21 protein-coding genes are annotated in these 18,738 nt (G+C 68.9%); 4 read left to right on the top strand and 17 right to left on the bottom strand.

Annotation, left to right across the window (positions count from 1 at the left end):
- Positions 1-29 precede the first annotated feature (29 nt).
- From Acy02nite_RS21835 to Acy02nite_RS21910, 16 genes are all read right to left on the bottom strand, one after another.
- Complete coding sequence (locus Acy02nite_RS21835; RefSeq protein ID WP_203743341.1) at positions 30-488, bottom strand: flagellar basal body-associated FliL family protein; 459 nt, start codon at positions 486-488, stop codon at positions 30-32.
- 14 nt (positions 489-502) lie between these two features.
- Positions 503-1,567 (bottom strand): flagellar motor protein MotB, encoded by a 1,065-nt coding sequence (locus tag Acy02nite_RS21840; protein WP_203743342.1) that lies wholly within the window; start codon positions 1,565-1,567, stop codon positions 503-505.
- A 4-nt stretch (positions 1,568-1,571) separates the two neighbouring features.
- Positions 1,572-2,363 (bottom strand): flagellar motor protein, encoded by a 792-nt coding sequence (locus tag Acy02nite_RS21845; RefSeq protein WP_203743344.1) that lies wholly within the window; start codon positions 2,361-2,363, stop codon positions 1,572-1,574.
- 1 nt (position 2,364) lies between these two features.
- Positions 2,365-2,649, bottom strand: a complete 285-nt coding sequence (locus tag Acy02nite_RS21850) for a flagellar FlbD family protein (RefSeq protein WP_203743346.1) — start codon at positions 2,647-2,649, stop codon at positions 2,365-2,367.
- A gap of 325 nt (positions 2,650-2,974) precedes the next feature.
- Positions 2,975-4,249 carry a flagellar hook protein FlgE gene (locus Acy02nite_RS21855; protein ID WP_203743348.1) on the bottom strand — a complete coding sequence of 425 codons (1,275 nt, stop codon included), beginning with the start codon at positions 4,247-4,249 and terminating at the stop codon, positions 2,975-2,977.
- A gap of 52 nt (positions 4,250-4,301) precedes the next feature.
- Positions 4,302-4,742, bottom strand: coding sequence for a flagellar hook assembly protein FlgD (locus Acy02nite_RS21860; RefSeq protein WP_203743350.1), 441 nt, complete (start codon positions 4,740-4,742; stop codon positions 4,302-4,304).
- Between the two features lie 193 nt (positions 4,743-4,935).
- Positions 4,936-5,424 carry a hypothetical protein gene (locus tag Acy02nite_RS21865; RefSeq protein ID WP_203743352.1) on the bottom strand — a complete coding sequence of 163 codons (489 nt, stop codon included), beginning with the start codon at positions 5,422-5,424 and terminating at the stop codon, positions 4,936-4,938.
- 7 nt (positions 5,425-5,431) lie between these two features.
- The gene (locus Acy02nite_RS21870) at positions 5,432-5,794 is read right to left on the bottom strand and encodes a response regulator (RefSeq protein ID WP_203743354.1); all 363 of its coding nucleotides are present in this window, start codon (positions 5,792-5,794) and stop codon (positions 5,432-5,434) included.
- The gene (locus tag Acy02nite_RS21875) at positions 5,791-6,276 is read right to left on the bottom strand and encodes a chemotaxis protein CheX (RefSeq protein WP_203743356.1); all 486 of its coding nucleotides are present in this window, start codon (positions 6,274-6,276) and stop codon (positions 5,791-5,793) included. Before Acy02nite_RS21875 ends, Acy02nite_RS21870 begins: the two co-directional genes overlap by 4 nt.
- Positions 6,273-6,659, bottom strand: a complete 387-nt coding sequence (locus tag Acy02nite_RS21880) for a response regulator (RefSeq protein ID WP_239175069.1) — start codon at positions 6,657-6,659, stop codon at positions 6,273-6,275. Before Acy02nite_RS21880 ends, Acy02nite_RS21875 begins: the two co-directional genes overlap by 4 nt.
- Before the next feature lie 5 nt (positions 6,660-6,664).
- On the bottom strand, positions 6,665-7,510 hold the full coding sequence (locus Acy02nite_RS21885; RefSeq protein ID WP_203743360.1) for a CheR family methyltransferase: 846 nt from the start codon (positions 7,508-7,510) through the stop codon (positions 6,665-6,667).
- Positions 7,507-8,679 carry a protein-glutamate methylesterase/protein-glutamine glutaminase gene (locus Acy02nite_RS21890; protein WP_203743361.1) on the bottom strand — a complete coding sequence of 391 codons (1,173 nt, stop codon included), beginning with the start codon at positions 8,677-8,679 and terminating at the stop codon, positions 7,507-7,509. Before Acy02nite_RS21890 ends, Acy02nite_RS21885 begins: the two co-directional genes overlap by 4 nt.
- Before the next feature lie 13 nt (positions 8,680-8,692).
- The gene (locus Acy02nite_RS21895; protein WP_203743363.1) at positions 8,693-9,565 is read right to left on the bottom strand and encodes a hypothetical protein; all 873 of its coding nucleotides are present in this window, start codon (positions 9,563-9,565) and stop codon (positions 8,693-8,695) included.
- The gene (locus Acy02nite_RS21900) at positions 9,565-10,002 is read right to left on the bottom strand and encodes a chemotaxis protein CheW (RefSeq protein ID WP_203743365.1); all 438 of its coding nucleotides are present in this window, start codon (positions 10,000-10,002) and stop codon (positions 9,565-9,567) included. The genes Acy02nite_RS21895 and Acy02nite_RS21900 overlap by 1 nt, the downstream gene beginning before the upstream one ends.
- 1 nt (position 10,003) lies before the next feature.
- Entirely contained in the window at positions 10,004-12,352 is a 2,349-nt protein-coding gene (locus tag Acy02nite_RS21905; protein WP_203743367.1) for a chemotaxis protein CheA, read from the bottom strand.
- A gap of 123 nt (positions 12,353-12,475) precedes the next feature.
- The gene (locus Acy02nite_RS21910; protein ID WP_203743368.1) at positions 12,476-13,174 is read right to left on the bottom strand and encodes a response regulator transcription factor; all 699 of its coding nucleotides are present in this window, start codon (positions 13,172-13,174) and stop codon (positions 12,476-12,478) included.
- A 400-nt stretch (positions 13,175-13,574) separates the two neighbouring features.
- On the opposite strand from Acy02nite_RS21910, the gene Acy02nite_RS21915 reads away from it, so the two are divergent.
- The gene (locus Acy02nite_RS21915; RefSeq protein WP_203743370.1) at positions 13,575-14,213 is read left to right on the top strand and encodes a CAP domain-containing protein; all 639 of its coding nucleotides are present in this window, start codon (positions 13,575-13,577) and stop codon (positions 14,211-14,213) included.
- Positions 14,214-14,217: 4 nt separating this feature from the next.
- On the opposite strand, the gene Acy02nite_RS21920 is transcribed toward Acy02nite_RS21915, so the two are convergent.
- Positions 14,218-15,291: a UDP-N-acetylmuramate dehydrogenase gene (locus tag Acy02nite_RS21920; RefSeq protein ID WP_425548240.1), complete on the bottom strand. Its 1,074-nt coding sequence runs from the start codon at positions 15,289-15,291 to the stop codon at positions 14,218-14,220.
- Between the two features lie 55 nt (positions 15,292-15,346).
- Here Acy02nite_RS21920 and Acy02nite_RS21925 point away from each other — a divergent pair, with 55 nt between their 5' ends.
- The 3 genes from Acy02nite_RS21925 (at position 15,347) to Acy02nite_RS21935 (ending at position 18,738) form a co-directional block, all read left to right on the top strand.
- Positions 15,347-16,108 carry a maleylpyruvate isomerase family mycothiol-dependent enzyme gene (locus Acy02nite_RS21925; RefSeq protein ID WP_203743374.1) on the top strand — a complete coding sequence of 254 codons (762 nt, stop codon included), beginning with the start codon at positions 15,347-15,349 and terminating at the stop codon, positions 16,106-16,108.
- Between the two features lie 193 nt (positions 16,109-16,301).
- Positions 16,302-17,705: a GH1 family beta-glucosidase gene (locus Acy02nite_RS21930; protein WP_203743376.1), complete on the top strand. Its 1,404-nt coding sequence runs from the start codon at positions 16,302-16,304 to the stop codon at positions 17,703-17,705.
- A 19-nt stretch (positions 17,706-17,724) separates the two neighbouring features.
- Positions 17,725-18,738 (top strand): LacI family DNA-binding transcriptional regulator, encoded by a 1,014-nt coding sequence (locus tag Acy02nite_RS21935; protein ID WP_203743378.1) that lies wholly within the window; start codon positions 17,725-17,727, stop codon positions 18,736-18,738.

The raw sequence follows: 18,738 nt of genomic DNA on the forward strand, positions 1-18,738 counted from the left end.
GGAGACCCGCCCTTAAACCGTGCCGGCTGTTACTGCGTCACGAACGAGGTGTAGTAGACGTCCATGACTTCCTGCTTCTTGTCGACCGTGTAGGCCTTGGTCAGCTTGGCGACCACTTCTTCCTTGATCTTCGTGCGGCCCTCGTCGGTGGAGAGCTCGGCCACCGTCTTGCCGGTGTACTCGTCGATCAGGATCTCGTAGGCCTCGTTCAGGTCGACCGCCTCGGCGCCGGTGTCCTTGGTCTGCAGCAGGGCGAAGCCGAGCTTCAGGTAGTGCCCGTCGGCCAGGTTCACCGTGATGGTGTTCTCCGCGGCGGTGACGATGCCCTTCTCCGGAGCCTTCGCCTCGGCCGAGTCGCCCTTGAGCATGAAGAACGCTCCGGCGCCTCCGCCACCCAGGACCACCAGGGCCAGAGCGATGACGATCATCAGCATCTTGTTCGACTTCTTCGGCGCCGCTTCCGCGGTCGTGTCCTTCTCGTCTGCCATCAGAATCCCCCCAGTCAGTTCTTGGTGTCAGCGGTGATCAGCGTGCTGTGGTCGGTCGTTTCCGTGCCGGTGGTGCCGGTCGCCCCGGAGGCGTTGTCGGCCTTCACCTTGTCGGCCGCGGCCTCGGCGGCGGCCTTGGCAGCCGCAGAGGTCTGGCCGTTGTGCAGCTTGCTGTCCGAGCCGGCCGCGTCGGGCAGCAGCGCGGCCTGGTCGGCGGTGAGCATGGTCAGCACGACCACGTCCACGCGGCGGTTCATCGTGATCGAGCGCGGGTCCTTCGGGTCGATCAGCGGCTTGGTGTCCGAGAAGCCGACCGCGCTGAGCCGCTTCTTCGGGATGCCGTGACCGGTGAAGTACCGGACCGTGGTGGAGGCTCGCGCTGCGGAGAGCTCCCAGCCGCTCGGGTAGTACTTGGTCCTCGCGTTGAGCTGGTTGGTGTTGCCGTCCACCTCGATGTTGTTCGGCAACTTGGCCAGCGTCGGCGCGATCGCCCCGAGGATCTTCTCGCCGGTCGGGCGCAGGTCGGCCCGGTCGCCGGCGAAGACGACGTCGTTGGTCACCACGGTGATGACCAGACCGCGCTGGTCGATCGTGAACTTCACGTTGTTGAGCAGCTTGGCGGCGGCCAGAGCGTCCGCGACCTTGTTCTCGATCGCCTTCATGTTCTCCGCCTCCTTCACTGCCTTGTCGGCATTCGCCGAAGCTTTCTTACGGTCCTCGGCCTTGACGGCCCGGTCGACCGCTTCCTTCTGCTTCGCGTTCAGGCCCTCGGTGCCCGAGGACCCGTCACCCGGGTTGGAGCCCGGGTCGATCTGCACGATCTGCGCGTTGTTCGAGGCGCCGTCCAGCGGGGCGTAGTTCCCCGTGAACGCGGCGCTCTTCGAACCGAAGCTCGCGGACAAGCCCTGGGCCAGCTGGGCGAACTTCTTCTGGTTGATGTCGCTCATCGAGAACAGCACCACGAACAGAACGAACAACAGAGTCAGCATGTCGGCGTACGACACGAGCCAGCGCTCGTGGTTGACGTGCTCCTCGTGCTCCTCATGGGCCTTCTTGCGCTTGCCGCCACCAGAGCTCATCGGATCAGGCCGCCTTCTTCGAGGAGGCCATGGCCTCGGCCTTCTTCGCTTCGTCCGGCGGGAGCAGGCTCCGCAGCTTCTGGGCGACCAGACGCGGGTTCGAGCCGGCCTGGATCGCCAGGACACCGTCGATCACGAGCTCCATCTCCTCGGCCTCGACCGCGGAGAGCCGGGTCAACCGGGCCGCCATCGGGAGCCAGATGATGTTCGCGCTGAGCACGCCCCACAGGGTGGCGACGAACGCGGCGGAGATCGAGTGGCCCAGGGTCTCGGGCTTGTCGAGGTTCTCCAGCACGTGCACCAGACCCATGACCGTGCCGATGATGCCGATCGTCGGGGCGTAGCCGCCCATGTTCTCGAAGAACTTCTTGGCCGCGTTGTCGGCCTTCTTCTTCGCGGCGACCTCGGCGTGCAGGATGTCGTGCAGCTCGTCGGGGTCGGTGCCGTCGATGGCCAGCTGCAGACCGCGCTTGAGGAACGGGTGCTCGACCGTCTTGACCGCGTCCTCGAGGGCCAGCAGGCCCTCGCGGCGGGCGCGCTCGGCCAGCTTCACGACGTTGTCGAGCAGCTGGGTCGGCGGCGTCACCTTGGCGGTGAAGGCCTTCTTCAGCACGCCGACGAAGCCTGTCGCGTCCTTGAGAACACCACCGGCCATGGCGGCCGCGAACGCGCCACCGAAGACCAGCAGCATGGACGGGATCAGAAGGATGGAGCCGGGCGAGCCGCCTTCCAGGATCTGGACGGTGAAGACGATCACCAGTCCGGCGAGCACTCCAACAATGGTTGAGATGTCCATGTCAGCGGTCCTTCCGGTGCAGCGGGAGCACCTTGGCGTCGAGGTCGTCGTCGTCTGAGGAAGAGAGGGCGGCAGCCGCGGGCGCGGGCTCCATGCGACTCGCCTGAGCGATCAGCGAGGCGCGGTAGTGACGTACCGAGTCGATGAATTCGGGCACTGATTCAGAGATGACGTACTTGGTGCCGTCGACCAGCGTGACGACCGTGTCCGGCGTGCAGTCCACACGCTCGACCAGGTCCGGGTTCAACGCGAACACAGCACCGTTGATTCGAGTTACGAGGATCAAGACTGTTTCCGTCCTTGGTTTGTCTGGCTGGTGTCAGGCCCTCCGTGGCCCTACGCCTAGTACTTCGGCTCGTTCTCGGTTGCCGATGAGATCGAGCCGGTCGCTATCCGGGTGCGACCCGCGCCGGTTTTTCCGGTCAAATGAACCCATATCTGGACTCGGCGCCCGCTTGTTCGCAGGCGCAGGCGCAGACGGCTCAGCCGCCCCGCACCGCGCGCTCCGGCGTCTTCCCGGGGCGCCTCCGCAGTGGGAGACACCCCGGAAAGACAGCGGCCGGGGCGGGCGTGTGAGCCCACCCCGGCCGCCGGCCGAGAAACCGCTGCTACTACCGCTTCATGCTGACGAGCTCCTGGAGAATCTCGTCCGAGGTAGTGATGATCTTGGAGTTCGCCTGGAAGCCCCGCTGGGCCACGACCAGGTTGGTGAACTCCTGGGCGAGGTCGACGTTCGACATCTCCAGCGCGCCGCTGATGACCTGGCCCATGCCTGCGCTGGCCGGCTGCCCCACCTGGGCGTACCCGGAGTTGACAGTGCTGCGGTAGGTCGAGTTGCCGACCTTCTCCAGGCCCTCGGGGTTCTTGAAGGTGGCCATCGCGACCTGGCCCAGCGTCTGCTTGAGGCCGTTGCTGTAGACGCCGGTGATCTCACCGGTGTCCGAGACGGTGTACGCGAGCGAGGTCAGCGCGCCGGCCGTCTGCCCGTCGGTGCTGAAGACCCGGGCGTCGGACTGCCCCGAGTACATGGTGATGTCAGCCATGTTGACCTGGTAGTCACCGAGCTTCATGTTGCCGTCCTTGTCCAGCTCGCCCGCCGCCGGTGAGTCGGTGGCGCTGACGATCGCCTTGCCGTTGGTCAGATCGAGCTCCCCGTCGGCACCGGGGATGGCAACCCCGTCCTGGTCGTAGAGCGCGACGTCCCACGTGGTGTCCGGAGTGTCACCGGAGGCCCGGTTCGGGTCGATGGCCCGGGTGAACTTGGCGGTCACCGTGTGCGTGGCGCCCTCCTTGTCGAAGACCTTGACCGGGATCGACACGACGTCCTCGGTGGCCAGTTTGTTCTCCGGGAAGTCACTGGTCAGGTTGCCCTTGAGGGTGATCGACTTGGTCGCCGCCGGCGGAATGGTCGCGCCGAGCGGCATCTTGATGTCGCCGGGCTGGCCACTCGCGGTGACCTTGCCGTCGACCGCGGTCCAGCCCTGGACCGGCTGACCGGTCGAGGTGACCAGCGTGCCGTTCGCGTCGAAGCTGAACGAGCCGGCCCGGGTGTACATCTGCTCGTTGCCCTGGCGGGTGATGAAGAAGCCGTCGCCCTGGACCATCATGTCGCCGGACTTGCCGGTGGTCTGCGCGGAGCCCTGGCTGAAGTTGGAGTTGATGCCGGAGACCCGGACACCGAGGCCGACCTGGGACGGGTTCGTGCCGCCCATGGTGCCCTGCGGCGAGCCGGCCGCACCGACCATCTGGCTCAGGGTGTCCTGGAACTCGACCGACTGCGTCTTGTAACCCACCGTGTTGACGTTCGCGATGTTGTTACCGGTGACGTCGATCATCTGCTGGTGCGCGTGCAGGCCACTGATACCGGAGTAAAGAGAGCGCAGCATGGAAGATCGTCCTTAGGAATCGAGGAGCGGATTGACGAAAGGGGCGGTCTTATCAGGCGGTCTGCTGAATCTCCGTGACCTTGGACAGCTCCACATCCGTGTTACCGATCTTGAGCATCGGTTCGCTGTCCCCGTTGAGCTTCGCCGCGGACACCACACCGGTCTGGGTCTGACCGAGCGAGTCCTGGTACGACACCGTCTTGCCGACCAGCTGAGCCACGCCCGTCATGCGCTGGCCCTTCAACATGCTGATCATGTCTTCCAGCTTCTCGACCTGGGTGAACTGCGCGGTCTGCGCGAGGAACTGGGTCGAGTCCGCCGGCTTCGACGGGTCCTGGTACTTGAGCTGGGCCACCAACAGCTTCATGAAGGTGTCCTTGTCGCCAAGGTTCCTGTCCTTGGCCTTCTTCGCGGCGTCGGCGGCGGCTGCCGCGGCGGCTGCCTGTGCGGCGTCGGAACCGATCGGGCCGGTTCCAGAGGTCGGCGAGGTCATCGACTTCTCCTGTCCCTTGGCAAGCTCAACTTCACTGTTCGGCGGACTTGAGGATTTGCTTAGGCGCTGTTTCGCAGCGCGGCCGAGGGCGAGAACCGCCCAGGAACAAAAACGCGGGCCCACCTTCGCCGGTGGGCCCGCTACAGGAGATCTTCAGTTGTTCCGCGCTCGCGGGCGCGGCCCGGCCGCGGCCTCAGGGCGCCAGCGAGAGGCTGAGCTTGCCCTTGCCGTACCGGCTGACCTCACACATCAGGTCGAGCCGGCGGCCCAGCGCGAGCAGCACCGCCCGCGCGTCGCCCGGCAGCTCCATCCCCGGGTAGATCACCTGGTAGAGCTTGACGTGCGGCGCGCCCTCCTTGTTGAGGAGGCTGGTGAAGATGTTGCACAACTCGAAGACGTTCTCCGCCAGGTTCGGGAAGAGCTGCTTCTCGTCGATGCTGTCCTCGGCGGCGCCGGCCGGCAGCAGACCGAGCGCGGCGCCGGCGTTGGCCGCCAGGCTCAGCTGCAGACCCATGACCGCGTAGATCTTCTGGCCGGCATCGGTGAAGATCGCGACCGTGGCGGTCCGGATCTCGTCCGCGCTGAGCGGGTCGCCGGGGCTGACGGTGACCTCACGACCCAGAAGGTCCTCGAACAGGTTGCGTACGGCTAGAGAGCCGGGAAGAACCGAGACGTCTGACATGTCGCAATCATCCCAAAATAGGAGCGAAGACTTCGTCGAATCGCTCAGCGGTGAAGGGCTTGACGATGAAGAAGGCCGAACCCGAGGCCTCGGCGGCGGTCTTCATCTCGGGCGTGCACTCGGAGGTGACGAATCCGAACTTGACGTTGTTGCCTGCCGCCCGGAGCTGCCGCAGCACCTCGATGCCGGTCATCCCCGGCATGTTCCAGTCGGAGATGACCAGGTCCGGCTTCTCCGCCGTGGTCTTGTCGAAGGCCTCCTGGCCATCGGCTGCCTCGACCAGGTCGTGGTCGCCGAACCCGGCCTGACGCAGGGTACGGACGACGATCTGCCGCATCACCCGGCTGTCATCGGCGATGAGGATCTTCATGCACCCTCCTCCTTCGTGTTGGTGCTGCTCTGCCACATCGAAATGGACACCGGCTCGCCTTCCCAGAGTCCATAGACGCCGCTGATGCGTTCGGTGTTCGGATAACGCGCCGAGCTCTCCGGCGCGAGCACTACCTGCGGGAGCGACAACTGCGCTCCCGGCGGAAGCATCGCCTTGACGTTGCCGCCGACGATGTTCGCCAGCTCACCGAGCGTGTCGGAGATGTCCTCCTCGCTCACCTCGTCCAGCTCCATGGCCAGGAAGGCGGCCGCGGCGCGCTTGGCGGCGGCCAGGGAGGACGCGTACACGATGTGTCCGCTCCACGACCCGGTGATCGACACCGAGGAATGCACCTCGGAGGGCTGATGCTCGTCGTACGTCTGCATCAGAGGGCTCACGCCCTCCGGGTCCAGGTAGGCCTCCCACACCTGTTCCACCATCTCAGCGAGGTCGTTCTCGTCCACCTCGACTTCGACACTCATGAGTTCGCTCCGGTCGGCACGAGGCCCAGCAGGGCCAGCTTCTCGATCATGGCGCCCTCGGTGAAGGGCTTGATCACATATTCGTGAGCGCCCGCGGCAAGCGCCCGGACGATCTGACTCTGTTCGCTCTCGGTGGTGACCATCACCAGGGTCATCTCCCGCAACCGCGGGTCGGACCGGACCTTCATCACGAACTCGAGCCCGTTCATGTTGGGCATGTTCCAGTCGATGAGGGCCAGTTCCGGCACCTCGGTCATGTCGGCGAGCAGGTCGAGCGCCTCCTTACCGTCGCCGGCCTCCACCGCCTCGAAGCTGAGCTTCGTGACGATGCGTTTGAGGATCATGCGCATCGCGCGCGAGTCGTCGATCACCATGGCGCGCATCGGCGTCATCCCCTTCTCGCGGCGCCCGCGGGCACCGCGCTACGGATTCGGTACGCGGAGGTGCGGCCGGCGGCCACCCGCTCGTAGTTGTCGTCGATCCCGATCGTCGTCTCGGCCGCCCCCAGGAACAGCCAGCCGTCGGGACGCAGGATCTTGGCGGCGTTCTGCAACACCTGCCGTTTGGTCGCGACGTCGAAGTAGATCAGGACGTTGCGCAGGAAGATCACGTCGAACGGCTGCATCGGGGGGAACGGCGCAGTCAGGCTCATGTGCTTGAACGAGACGTTCCTGCGCAGCGCCGGGATGATCCGCCAGTGCGCGCCCGCCCGTTCGAAGTACTGGACCAGCTGGGTGGCGGGCAGTCCCCGGTTCACCTCGACCTGGCTGTACTCGGCCTTCTCGGCCCGCTCGACCATCGCGGTGGAGATGTCGGTGCCCTGGATCTCGAAGGACCAGCCGGCCGGCAGCGACTCCTGCAGGGTGATGGCCAGGCTGTACGCCTCCTGACCGCTGGAACTGGCCGCCGACCAGAAGCGGAGTTTCCGCACACTGGCCCGTGACTTGATCAGCTCGGGCAGCACCACGTCGGTGAGCGCGGCGAACGGCTCCCGATCCCGGAAGAAGGACGTCTCGTTCGTGGTCAGCGCGTCGATGATCTTGCGCTGGTACTGCGGGTTCGGACGTTTCTGCAGGTCGCCGATGAACTCGTTGACGTTCGGCGCGCCGACCGCCCGGGCAACGGGGATCAGCCGGGCCTCGACCAGATACTCCTTGCCGGGAGCCAGCACGATCGACGCCTCCCGCCGCACCAGGTTCGCGACGAACGTGAACTCCGCCTGGGAAAGGGTCATCGGGCCACCGCCGCGGAGCGGCCCACCCGGACTCGGTTCAGCAGAGCGGCCGCGATCCGGTCCAGGGGCAGCACCTCGTCCGCCAGTCCCGCGCCGACCACGGCGCCGGGCATGCCCCAGACCACCGAACTCGCCTCGTCCTGGGCCAGAATCTCGCAGCCCGCGTCGCGTAGCACTTTCGCACCACCCCGTCCGTCTTGTCCCATTCCAGTGAGGATCGCCGCGAAGGCCGTTCCGCCGTACAGCGCCGCGACCGACCGGAACATCACGTCCACGGCGGGCCGGCAGGAGTTCTCTTGCGGGGCGTTGCTGAGCTGGGTCAGCGTCGCCGTGCCCTTGCGGTTGAAGACCAGGTGCCGGTCGCCCGGGGCGATGTAGACGGTGCCGGCCGTGAGTTCCATGCCGTCGCCGGCCTCGACCACCTTCAGTGGGGTGGCGCGGTCCAGCCGCTCGGCGAACATCTTGGTGAAGACCGGCGGCATGTGCTGGGTGATCACCACCGGCACGGGCAGGTCCGCCGGCAGGCCGAGCAGCACCTTGGTGAGCGCGTCCGGGCCACCGGTGGAGGATCCGATCGCCAGGATGTCGATCCGGCCCCCCGGCGCCCGGCGGGGAGCGGCCGGGCGGGCCCCGGGCGGCGGCGGAGCACCGGCACCCGGGCGGGCCGCGCTGGCCGGCGGCAGACCGGGGCGGGCGGGAACCGCGCCGGGACGGGCACCGGCCGCCGGGGCGGGACCCCGGGGTGGCGCCGCGGCCGGCGGACGGCGGCGTCCGCCGAGCGCCTGGATCCTGGGGACGAGCTGCTCCCGTACGGCCGCGATGGACTCCTGCACCGAGCCCACGTTGCTGGGCTTGGTGACGTAGTCGGTCGCCCCCGCGGAGAGCGCTTCGAGGGTGGCGGTGGCACCGGCCGCCGACAGCGTGCTGAACATGATCACCGGCAGTTGCGTGTGCCGCTTGCGCAGCTCACGGACGGCTTCGATGCCGTCCATCTCCGGCATCTCGATGTCCATGGTGATCACGTCGGGCTTGAGCTGGTCGATCTTCGCTTGCGCCAGCAGGCCGTTCGCCGCGGTGCCGACCACCTGAATGCCCGGCGCCTCCCCGAGAGCGTCGACGATCAGCCGACGGACCACCACGGAATCGTCGACGACGAGGACCGAGATCATTCGACCACTCCCTTCAACCGAGCCAGGCCGGACCGAGTGCCGCGACGACCGGCGCGAGCAGCCGGTGCGCCGTTGCGGTGTCCAGCAGATCGCGGACGACCAGCGCCTGAACGGCGCCGCTGAGCATGTTCCAGACCCCGCCGGCCCGATCGGCCAGTGAGATTCCGGCCGTGTCCACCGCCTGCACCAGCAGCATCTGCGCCGCTGCCGCGGTCCGGACCCGATCCGAGAGGTACGCCGCCCAGGACGCCGAGTGCACGGCGGGCGACCATCCGGCGGTGTTGCGCCGGGCGTCGTCGGCCGCCGTCGCGACCCGTTCGCGATCCTCCGGCCGCAGCGTGCGCAACCGGTCGAGCAGGGCGGAGACGGTGTAGTGGTGCGGGCCGAGGTCGATCGGCGCGCCCGTCGGCAGCTTCTTCACGGCTGCCACCCACCCGGCGCCGAGCCGGCGCCGGGTGTCGTCGTCGAGCACCTCCCGCAGGTAGCTGGCCACCGCCGCGTCGCAGAGCAGCGCGGTCGCGGAGGCCGCTTCCTCGGTCTGCCGGGCATCCCGGCCGGTGCCCTCCCAGGTCCACGACATGACGTCGTATCGCAGGCAGGTGAGCAACGAGTCGACCGAGCCGATCGGCGCGCGCTCGACCAGGGCCAGGTTTCCCGCCGGATCGTCCTTCGACATGCCCTTGAGGCTGGGCATCCGGCGGGCGGCGCTCTCCACCTCGACCCACAGCGGGCCCCGGACACCCTCGTCCGGGAGCCGCTCGGCGAGCACGGGCAGGTCGTCGCGCTGCAGTCGCAACGCGCGCAGCAGCACGTCGGCCGCCGCCGGCCCGCCCACGAGGCGGGTCAGGTCGAAGCCGAGGACGGGGGCGCTGACCAGGCTGTACATCAGATCGTGGCGCGGTGCGTGTCGACCGCCTGATTCACGTCGAGGGCGAGCATCAGGCGCCCGTCCAGTTTGAACGTGCCCACCACCAACTCCCGGGTCGGTCCGCTGAGCGTGTCCGGCGGCGGCTCGAACGTCTCGTCGTCCAGGTCGACGACCTCGCCGATCTTGTCGACCACCAGGCTCACCGGTTCGCCGTCACCGCGCAGGATCACGTTCATCACCGGGCCCTGCAGCGCCTGCCGGGCCAGCCCGAGCTGGACCCGCAGGTCGACCGCCGCGATCACCTGACCGCGCAGGTTGAACAGGCCGCCGACGGCCGACGGCGCGAGCGGCACCGGGGTGTACTCGTTGTACGAGAGCACCTCCTGCACCGTGTGCACCTCGACACCGAAGAGCTGGCCGGCCACCTCGAAGGTGGCGAACTGGCGACTCGTCATGTCAGACCTCCACCAGCATCTCGTCGCCGGCTTCGTTGTAGAAGTTCGGGTCGGCCGCGAGGATCGCCCGGCGCACGTCGAGCAGCTCGGTGACCCGTTGCTGGATCACCGCGGTGCCGACCAGACCGTCCTCGTCGGCGTCCCGGCGGGCCGTCGTCGAGTTCTCGGCGATGTCCACGATCCGGTCCACCACCAGAGCCACGCTCCGGCCGCCCTCGCTGTAGACGACCACCGACACGGTGTCGCCCTCGGGCTCCTCGCCGTACGCCCCGAGCAGGTGCGACAACCGCACCAGCGGCAGGATCTGCCCGCGGTACTGGACCACCTCGCGGGAGCCGGCATGTTCCAGCCGATCCCTGGGGAACTCCTCGAGCCGGGTGACGGTGTCCAGCGGGATCGCCACGCGGCGGTCGCCGACCGCGGTGACCAGCAGACGCTCGGTCCCGCCACCGCCCTGCGCGCGCTTCTCGACCACGCTCTCCCGCTCCGAGTCCACGGCCAGGTGCGACCGGCGGGCCAGCGACGAGACGTCCAGGATCAGGCCGACCTTGCCGTCGCCGAGGATGGTGGCTCCGGCGTACATGCCGATGTCCTTGAGCCGTGAGTTGAGCGCCTTGACGACGACCTCCTCGGTGTTCAGCACCCGGTCCACGACCAGGCCGAACCGCCGGCCGTCGGCCTGCAGCACCATGATGTAGACGCCCTGGTCGCCGCCGACCTCGAAGCCCAGCGCCCGGTCCAGCCGGACCAGCGGGAGCAGCTTGCCGCGCAGGCGGTAGACGGGCGCGCCGGAGGCGTACTCGACCTTGGTGGCCTTGCCGTCGACGAAGACCAGCTCGAGCACGGCGACCTGGGGCACCACGTAGCGCTGGTCGCCGCAGTCGACGGTGAGCGCCTGGATGATGGCCAGGGTCAGCGGGATGGTGAGCCGCCAGACCGTGCCCTCGCCGACCGTCGAGTCGACGCTGACCGCTCCGCCGATGCTCTCGATGTTGGTCTTCACCACGTCCATGCCGACGCCACGGCCGGAGACGTTGGTGACCTTCGCCGCGGTGGAGAAGCCGGGCTGGAAGACCATCGCCATGATGTCGCGCTTGTCCATGTTCGGAATCTGCTCCGGACGCAGCAGCCCGTTCTCCACGGCCTTCTGCGCGATCCGTTCCACGTTCAGGCCGGCGCCGTCGTCGGCGACCTCGACCGCCACGTGGCCGCCCTCGTGGTACGCGCGCAGCGTCAGCGTGCCCACGGGGCTCTTGCCGCTGGCGACCCGGCGCTCCGGGTCCTCGATGCCGTGGTCGACAGCGTTGCGCACCAGGTGGGTCAGCGGGTCCTTGACCGCCTCCAGCAGGCTGCGGTCGAGCTCGGTCTCCTTGCCCTGCATGACCAGCTCGACCTGCTTGCCGAGCGAGTTGCTCAGGTCCCGGACGACTCGGGGCAGTTTCGACCAGATGTGCTCGATGGGCTGCATGCGGGTCTTCATGATGCCCTCTTGCAGCTCACTGGTGATCATGCCGAGCCGCTGCGCGCTGCGCACCAGGCCCGAGTCGCCGATCTCCATCACGCCGCGGACCAGCTGGTTCCGGGCCAGCACCAGCTCACCGACCATGTTCAGGAGAGTGTCGAGCAGATCGACGTCGACCCGGATCGCGCTGTCCGCGATGCTCCGCTTCGGCGCCTGGGACTGCAGCGCCTCGCTGACCGCGGCCGGCTGGGTCTTGCCGTCGTCGAGCAGGATCGTGCCGAGCTTGCGCTCGTCGCCCTCGATCTGCTGCTGCAGCGCCGAGGTGACGTCGGCAGGCTGGGCGGCGCCGGCCTCGACCAGGATCTGGCCGATCGGCTGGCGCTGCTCGGCGATCGGCTCCGGCGCCGGGCGGGTGGCCGCGGGCGCCTCCTCAACCGTCACCGGCGTCTCGCCCCCGGCGGCAGCGGCGGGCGCGGCGGCCGGAGCGGCAGCGGCGTCGGCCGGCACGTCCATCTGCGCCTTGATCCGGACGATCATGCTGTCGACGTCGACCTCGTCCTCGGTGCCCTTCTCCTCGATGGAGGAGAGCAGCGACCGTACGCCGTCGATGCACAGCAACAGAACAGTGATGGTGTCCGGGGTGACCGGCTGGACGCCGTCACGCAGCCGGGACAACAGTGACTCACCAGCGTGCGCCAGCTTCTCCAGCCGGGAGAACGCCAGGAACCCGCTCGTACCTTTGATCGTGTGGATCGCCCGGAAGATGCGGGAGATCAGGTCACGCGAGTCCGGTTCCTGCTCAAGGCTCACGAGGTCCCGGTCGATCTGGTCCAGGTTCTCGTGGGACTCCATCAGGAATTCGCCGACGATCTCGCCAAGGTCTTCCACGTCAACTCCTCCTGCTCGGCTTCACAGCCCTCATCGACCCCTGCACGCGCCAACTGAGCAGACTCGTCCGATACGCCTTCTTGCCGGGGCATCGCGCCGTCGCGGCCCCGCGTCCCGGAAAGGTCAGCCTTCGCCGCCCGGACGCCGGTAGCGGTAGCCGAACCCGCGAACCGACTCGATCGGCGACTCGTCCGGGTCGGACCAGCCGAGCTTGCGCCGCAACCGCAGCACCGCGAACTTGACCCGCTCCTGACCGATGCCGGTGGGGTCGTCCCAGGCCTGGGTCAGCAGCTGGTTCGGCGAGAGCACCGCGCCGGCATGCCGGACCAACGCGTTGAGCAGGCGGAACTCCGTCGGCGTGAGCCGCTTCTCGTCGCCCTTGACGTAGACCCGGCGCTTGGTCGGATCCAGGTGCACCAGGCCGTCGTCGTAGATCTGGCTGGCCCAGCTGTTCTGCCCGCTCGACGAACGCCGCAGCAACGCCTCGACCCGCGCCAGCAGTTCGTTGTTCGCGAACGGCTTGGTCAGGTAGTCGTCGGCACCGCCCCGCAGGCCGCGCACCTTCTCCGCCTCCTGGCCGTGCGCGGTCAGCACCAGCACCGGCACGTCGGAGACGTCGCGCAACCGCTCCAGCACCTGCCAGCCGTCCATCTCCGGCAGGCCGACGTCCAGCACCACCAGATCGGGATGCTCGGCGTAGGCCTCCTTCAGGCCGGAACGGCCGTCCGCGGCATGGGCCACCTCGTACCCGGCGCGGCTGAACAGCAGCCGCAGGGCGAGTGCGATGTCCGGGTCGTCCTCGACCACGAGTAGGCGACTCATCGTGTGTTCACCCTGCCCCCAACCCGCGCTCGCGCCCGTTTTCGGGCACGGCCGATCCCCGGGCGCTGTCCGGCGCCGGGAATTCGGTGTCTTGCCTGGCACCGCCCGCACGACTGCGGACGGGATATTCAAAGGCGCAAAGACACCATAGCGTGATGTCACCGCCTATTTACGGACAGTGACAGTTTAGCGGGCAAAGGCCCTGCACACGGGCCGGTCTTCGAGGAAGCGCAAGAGCATGCCCGGCTCGACCTTTCGACGCCCGGCTCGCCGATCCCCTCAGGATTTCACTTCTGGTACGACATTTCCGCCGTTCCGAGAAAGATGTGACAAGAGGCGAAGTACGGGGTCGGATATCCCTGGTGGACGAATCGCGTCCACACGGATCCGGGAGGAACCCGTGTTCGACAAGGTGGTACGCCGCGCGTCACTGATCGCGGCAGCGCCCGTTCTGATCGCCCTGCCCGTCGCGCTGTTCGCTCTGCCGCACGCGGTCAGCGCCCAGGGGCCGGTTGTCCCACCCCGGCCGCCGGGCCTGCCCACGCCGTCCGAGTCACCCACTCCGGCTCCGACGGTCACTCCCGCGGCGCCGATCACGCCGACCATCGCCGCCGCCCCCGCCGGCGCGGCCACCCCGGTGCCGGAGAAGGCTCGCGCCCGCAAGCTCATGCGCCAGGTCCTCCGGCTGACCAACCGGGAGCGCGTGGCGAACGGCTGCCCGAAGATCGGCGTCGACCACGAGCTGATCGCGGCCTCCGCGGCGCAGAGCTACTACATGGCCCGGACCCGGCTGTTCAGTCACGTCTGGCGGGACGGCTCGACCTTCGCCATGCGCGCCCGGCGGGCCGGTTACCGCGCGCCGGCCGGTGAGAACATCGCCTGGGGCTACCCGACCGCGGCCGAGGTGATGAAGGCCTGGATGGCCAGCCCCGGGCACCGCGCGAACATCCTGAACTGCAGGGCTCGCAAGATGGGCGCCGCGATCGTCTACGCGGCGGACGGCACGCCTTACTACACGCAGGCCTTCGGCTGGCGCTGAGCCGTCACAGGACGCAATTGACCAGGACGGGCTCGGGGTGCAGGTCGACACCGAAGCGGTCGCGCACCCCGTCCCGGATGGTCCGCGCCAGGGCCAGCAGCGCCTCGGTGCTCCCGCCGCCACGGTTGGTCAGCGCCAGCGTGTGCTTGGTGGAGATCCCGACGTTCTCGCCGGCGAAGCCCTTCGGGAAGCCGGCGCGCTCGATCAGCCACGCGGCCGGGATCTTCACCGTGCCGTCGGCGCCCGGCCAGTTCGGGATCTCACCCCGGGCCGCGGTCAGCTCCGCGAAGAACGCGGCCGGGACCACCGGGTTGGTGAAGAACGAGCCCACCGACCAGGTGTCCCGGTCCTCCGGGTCGAGCACCATGCCCTTGCCCGCGCGCAGCTTCAGGACGGTCTCGCGCGCCGACTCCAGGGTCACCCGGTCGCCCGTCTCGACACCGAGGTGGCGCGCCAGTTCGGCGTACCGGATCGGGGTCGAGAGATCTTCCTTGGTCAGCCGGAAGTCGACGGCGGTGACCAGGTAACGGTCGTTGTGCTTGAACACGCTCGACCGGTACTCGAAACGGCACTGCTCCGGGGTCATCTCCAGCTGCCGGTCGTCGATCCGGTCGTAGGCGTGCACCGCCACGATCGTGTGCGCGACCTCGGAGCCGTAGGCCCCCACGTTCTGGATCGGGGTGGCGCCGGCCGAGCCCGGGATCCCGGACAGGCACTCGACGCCGGAGAAGGAGCGTTCCACCGTGTACGCCACGAAGTCGTCCCAGACCTCACCCGCCGCGACCCGGACCACGACGTCCCGCGCGCTCTCCCGGACGACCTCGATCCCCCGGTTGCGCAGCACCAGCACCTCGCCGTCGAAGCCGGCGTCCCCGATGACGACGTTGCTGCCACCGGCCAGGACCAGCAGCGGACGTCCCCCGGCAGTGGCGGCGCGCACCGCCGAGACGGCCTCGCCCGTGTCGACAGCGGTGGTCACCGTGCCGGCCGGCCCGCCGAGGCGTAGCGTCGTGTAAGCCGCCAAGTTTGGGGAAGTGTCGGTCTGGTGATCGGCGAATGCGTCGGGCACGCCGTTCACCCTAAGCTCAGGCGAAAGTGATAGCACCGGCGGTCCAGCCGAGCGGGAGACTGCGATGAACAGGTTGCACGCGACGAAGGACTTCTGGCTGGCGGCGCTGCGCGCCGACGGCCCGGCCCTCTGCGAGGCCGTGGCCGAGACCGGCCCGGACGTCGAGGTCCCGCAGGTCCCCGGCTGGACCACCGCCGACCTGACCTTCCACCTGCTCGACACGCTGCGCTGGGTGCGCGCCACCGTCACGCGCGGAACGACCGAGCGGCCCGGGGCCCGCCCGGAGCCGGAGCCCCGCCCGGAGTGGGCGGAGGCGCTCGACCAGCTGCGCCGCGAGCTGACCGGCACGATCGAGACCCTCGAGGCGCTCGACCCGGACTACCCGGCGTGGAACTGGGCGCCCCAGCCGAAACGGGCCGTGTTCTGGGACCGGCGGATAGCGCACGAGATCTCCGTGCACCGGTGGGACGCCGAGGCCGCCGCGGGGCGCCCGACGCCGATCGAGACGAAGCTCGCCACCGACGGGGTGGCCGAGATCCTCGACACCTGGCTGGCGGCCGGCCGGCGGCAGGGCCCGACCGACCTGCACGGCGTGGTGCATCTCGTCGGGACCGACGCCGAGCAGGAGTGGTTCGTGCGGCTGCGCGGGACGGGAATCGCGCTGCTGGACATCGGGACGATCCTGGACACCGACGATCACCACGCCCGGGCCAAGGCGATGGGGACGACGAGCGACCTGCAGCTCACGCTGATGGGTCGCAAGCGTCCCGATCAGCTCGCCATCAGCGGCGACCCCCGGCTCTTCCAGGCCCTGCGAACCGGTTGACGGCTGGTCGCGACGCCCGCCGGGCGATTTGCCGCCGGTGCGAGCACGCGGCTCTTCGCCGCCCGCGAGGTTGCGGACGGCGGGAAACCGCCTGCCCGCTCACCGGTCACAAGGCAAATCGCCCCCGAGTGAAGCGGAGCCATTAAGTATAGTGAACCGGTTAAGTTCAGCAGATCAAGGAAGCGGTGAAGACATGACGGCAACCGTCACGTCCACGTCGGCGCAGCCGGCGCGTGCGGGGATCACCTTCCCCGACGGCTTCATCTGGGGCGCGGCCACAGCCTCGTACCAGATCGAGGGGGCGGCGCGGGAGGACGGTCGCGGCCCGTCCATCTGGGACACCTTCAGCCGGACGCCGGGCAAGGTCTACCGGGGTCACACGGGCGACATCGCGTGCGACCACTACCACCGGTACGTCGACGACGTGGCGCTGATGGCCGACCTCGGCCTGGCGTCGTACCGGTTCTCGATCGCCTGGCCCCGCATCCAGCCGGACGGCACCGGCCCGGTCAACGCGAAGGGCCTGGACTTCTACGACCGGCTCACCGACGAGCTGCTCGGCAAGGGCATCGACCCGGTCGTCACGCTCTACCACTGGGACCTCCCGCAGACCCTGGAGGACCGTGGCGGCTGGGCGAACCGGGAGACCGCCGAGGCGTTCGGAGAGTACGCGCAGATCATCCACGGCAAGCTCGGCGACCGGGTCGGCACCTGGACCACGCTCAACGAGCCGTGGTGCTCGGCCTACCTGGGCTACGGCTCCGGCATCCACGCCCCCGGCGTGCAGGACCCGGCGAAGGCGCTCGCCGCCGTGCACCACCTGAACCTCGGTCACGGCCTGGCCGCACAGGCACTGCGGGCGGCCGGCGCCCAGCGGATCAGCATCACCCTCAACCCGTGCGAGGTCTACCCGGTGGACCCGGAGAGCCCCGCCGACCGGGACGCGGCCTGGCTGATCGACGGGCTGGCCAACCGGATCTTCTTCGACCCGCTGCTGCGCGGCGAATACCCGGCGGACGTCCTGGAGCACATCGGCCGGCTGACCGACCTGTCCTGGCTCAAGGACGGCGACCTCGCCACCATCAACCAGCCGATCGACGTGCTGGGGATCAACTTCTACAACCCGGCGTACGTCTCCGCGAAGCCCGGCGCGCCCGGCGACAAGTCGTACCCGGGTAGCGAGGGCATCGCGTTCCGCCCGCCGGTCGGCCCGGTCACCGACATGAACTGGCCGATCGAGCCGGCCGCCCTGACCCGGCTGCTCACCCGGATCCACAAGGACTACCCGGGCACCGCGCTGATGATCACCGAGAACGGCGCGGCGTTCCCGGACGGCCCCGGCCCCACCGGCGAGGTCGCCGACGTCCGCCGGATCGACTACGTCGACGGTCACCTTCGCGCCTGCCACGACGCCCTGGCCGCCGGCGTGGATCTGCGGGGATACTTCGTGTGGTCGCTGATGGACAACTTCGAATGGGCCGAGGGCTACCGTAAGCGCTTCGGTATCGTGCACGTCGACTACACGACGCAGCAGCGTGTGCTCAAGGACAGCGCGAAGTGGTACCGCGAGGTGATCCGCCGCAACGGCCTGGAGTGACCGGACTGAGGAGCTGTTTGTGACGACGCGGGAGCGGCCCACCCTGGAAGCGGTGGCCCGGCGTGCCGGGGTGTCCCGCGCGACCGTCTCCCGCGTCGTCAACGGCTCCACCACGGTGGCCGTCGCCATCCGGGAGGCGGTCAACCAGGCCGTCGACGAGTTGGGGTATGTGCCCAACCAGGCCGCCCGCAGCCTGGTCACCCAGCGGACCGACTCGATCGCGCTGATCCTGCCGGAGACGGCGAACCGGGTCTTCTCCGACGACCTGTTCTTCCCGGCGATCATCCGCGGCGTCGGCATGGAGCTGGAGGCCGCGGACAAGCAGCTCGTCCTGATGATGACCGGCTCCGAGGCCGGCCATCACCGCGTCGAGCGGTATGCGGTCGCCGGCCACGTCGACGGCGTCATGTTCGCCTCGATCCACGGCGCCGACCCACTGCCCGGCGTGCTCGCCCGGCGCGGCATCCCGGTGATCTGCAGCGGCCGGCCGATGACCGCCGAGCCGCCGGTGCCGTTCGTCGACGTCGACCACGCCGGTGGGGTCGCCGCAGCGGTCCAGCACCTGATCGCCGGCGGCCGGCGCCGGATCGCCACGATCGCCGGCCCGCAGGACATGGTCGCCGGCGTCGAACGCCTCACCGGGTACCGCGACACCCTGCGCGCGGCCGGGCTGCCCGAGACGGTCGTGACCGGCGACTTCACCCGCGAATCCGGGATCACCGCGATGCGGGCGCTGCTCGCCCAGGACCCTGAGCTGGACGCCGTCTTCGTCGCCTCCGACCTGATGGCGCACGGCGCGCTGCTGGCCCTGCGCGAGGCCGGGCGCCGGGTGCCGTCCGACGTCGCGGTGATCGGCTTCGACGACTTCGACATCAGCCGGTACAGCGACCCGCCGCTGACCACGGTCCGGCAGCCGATCGCCGAGATCGGTCAGACGCTGGCCCGCCAGATGCTGCGCCTGATCAGCGGAGAGTCCAAGATCCCCGAGTCGGTGGTCCTCCCCACCGAGCTCATCGTGCGCGATTCCGCATGA

Source organism: Actinoplanes cyaneus (genome assembly GCF_016862095.1).
Classification (GTDB): domain Bacteria; phylum Actinomycetota; class Actinomycetes; order Mycobacteriales; family Micromonosporaceae; genus Actinoplanes; species Actinoplanes cyaneus.

Excerpts from the sequence above, each read along its gene's own strand:
- Acy02nite_RS21835 (WP_203743341.1), bottom strand. The coding sequence starts at position 488 with ATGGCAGACGAGAAGGACACGACCGCGGAAGCGGCGCCGAAGAAGTCG.
- Acy02nite_RS21840 (WP_203743342.1), bottom strand. The coding sequence starts at position 1,567 with ATGAGCTCTGGTGGCGGCAAGCGCAAGAAGGCCCATGAGGAGCACGAG.
- Acy02nite_RS21845 (WP_203743344.1), bottom strand. The coding sequence starts at position 2,363 with ATGGACATCTCAACCATTGTTGGAGTGCTCGCCGGACTGGTGATCGTC.
- Acy02nite_RS21855 (WP_203743348.1), bottom strand. The coding sequence starts at position 4,249 with ATGCTGCGCTCTCTTTACTCCGGTATCAGTGGCCTGCACGCGCACCAG.
- Acy02nite_RS21860 (WP_203743350.1), bottom strand. The coding sequence starts at position 4,742 with ATGACCTCGCCGACCTCTGGAACCGGCCCGATCGGTTCCGACGCCGCA.
- Acy02nite_RS21865 (WP_203743352.1), bottom strand. The coding sequence starts at position 5,424 with ATGTCAGACGTCTCGGTTCTTCCCGGCTCTCTAGCCGTACGCAACCTG.
- Acy02nite_RS21870 (WP_203743354.1), bottom strand. The coding sequence starts at position 5,794 with ATGAAGATCCTCATCGCCGATGACAGCCGGGTGATGCGGCAGATCGTC.
- Acy02nite_RS21875 (WP_203743356.1), bottom strand. The coding sequence starts at position 6,276 with ATGAGTGTCGAAGTCGAGGTGGACGAGAACGACCTCGCTGAGATGGTG.
- Acy02nite_RS21880 (WP_239175069.1), bottom strand. The coding sequence starts at position 6,659 with ATGCGCGCCATGGTGATCGACGACTCGCGCGCGATGCGCATGATCCTC.
- Acy02nite_RS21885 (WP_203743360.1), bottom strand. The coding sequence starts at position 7,510 with ATGACCCTTTCCCAGGCGGAGTTCACGTTCGTCGCGAACCTGGTGCGG.
- Acy02nite_RS21890 (WP_203743361.1), bottom strand. The coding sequence starts at position 8,679 with ATGATCTCGGTCCTCGTCGTCGACGATTCCGTGGTGGTCCGTCGGCTG.
- Acy02nite_RS21895 (WP_203743363.1), bottom strand. The coding sequence starts at position 9,565 with ATGTACAGCCTGGTCAGCGCCCCCGTCCTCGGCTTCGACCTGACCCGC.
- Acy02nite_RS21900 (WP_203743365.1), bottom strand. The coding sequence starts at position 10,002 with ATGACGAGTCGCCAGTTCGCCACCTTCGAGGTGGCCGGCCAGCTCTTC.
- Acy02nite_RS21910 (WP_203743368.1), bottom strand. The coding sequence starts at position 13,174 with ATGAGTCGCCTACTCGTGGTCGAGGACGACCCGGACATCGCACTCGCC.
- Acy02nite_RS21925 (WP_203743374.1), top strand. The coding sequence starts at position 15,347 with ATGAACAGGTTGCACGCGACGAAGGACTTCTGGCTGGCGGCGCTGCGC.
- Acy02nite_RS21930 (WP_203743376.1), top strand. The coding sequence starts at position 16,302 with ATGACGGCAACCGTCACGTCCACGTCGGCGCAGCCGGCGCGTGCGGGG.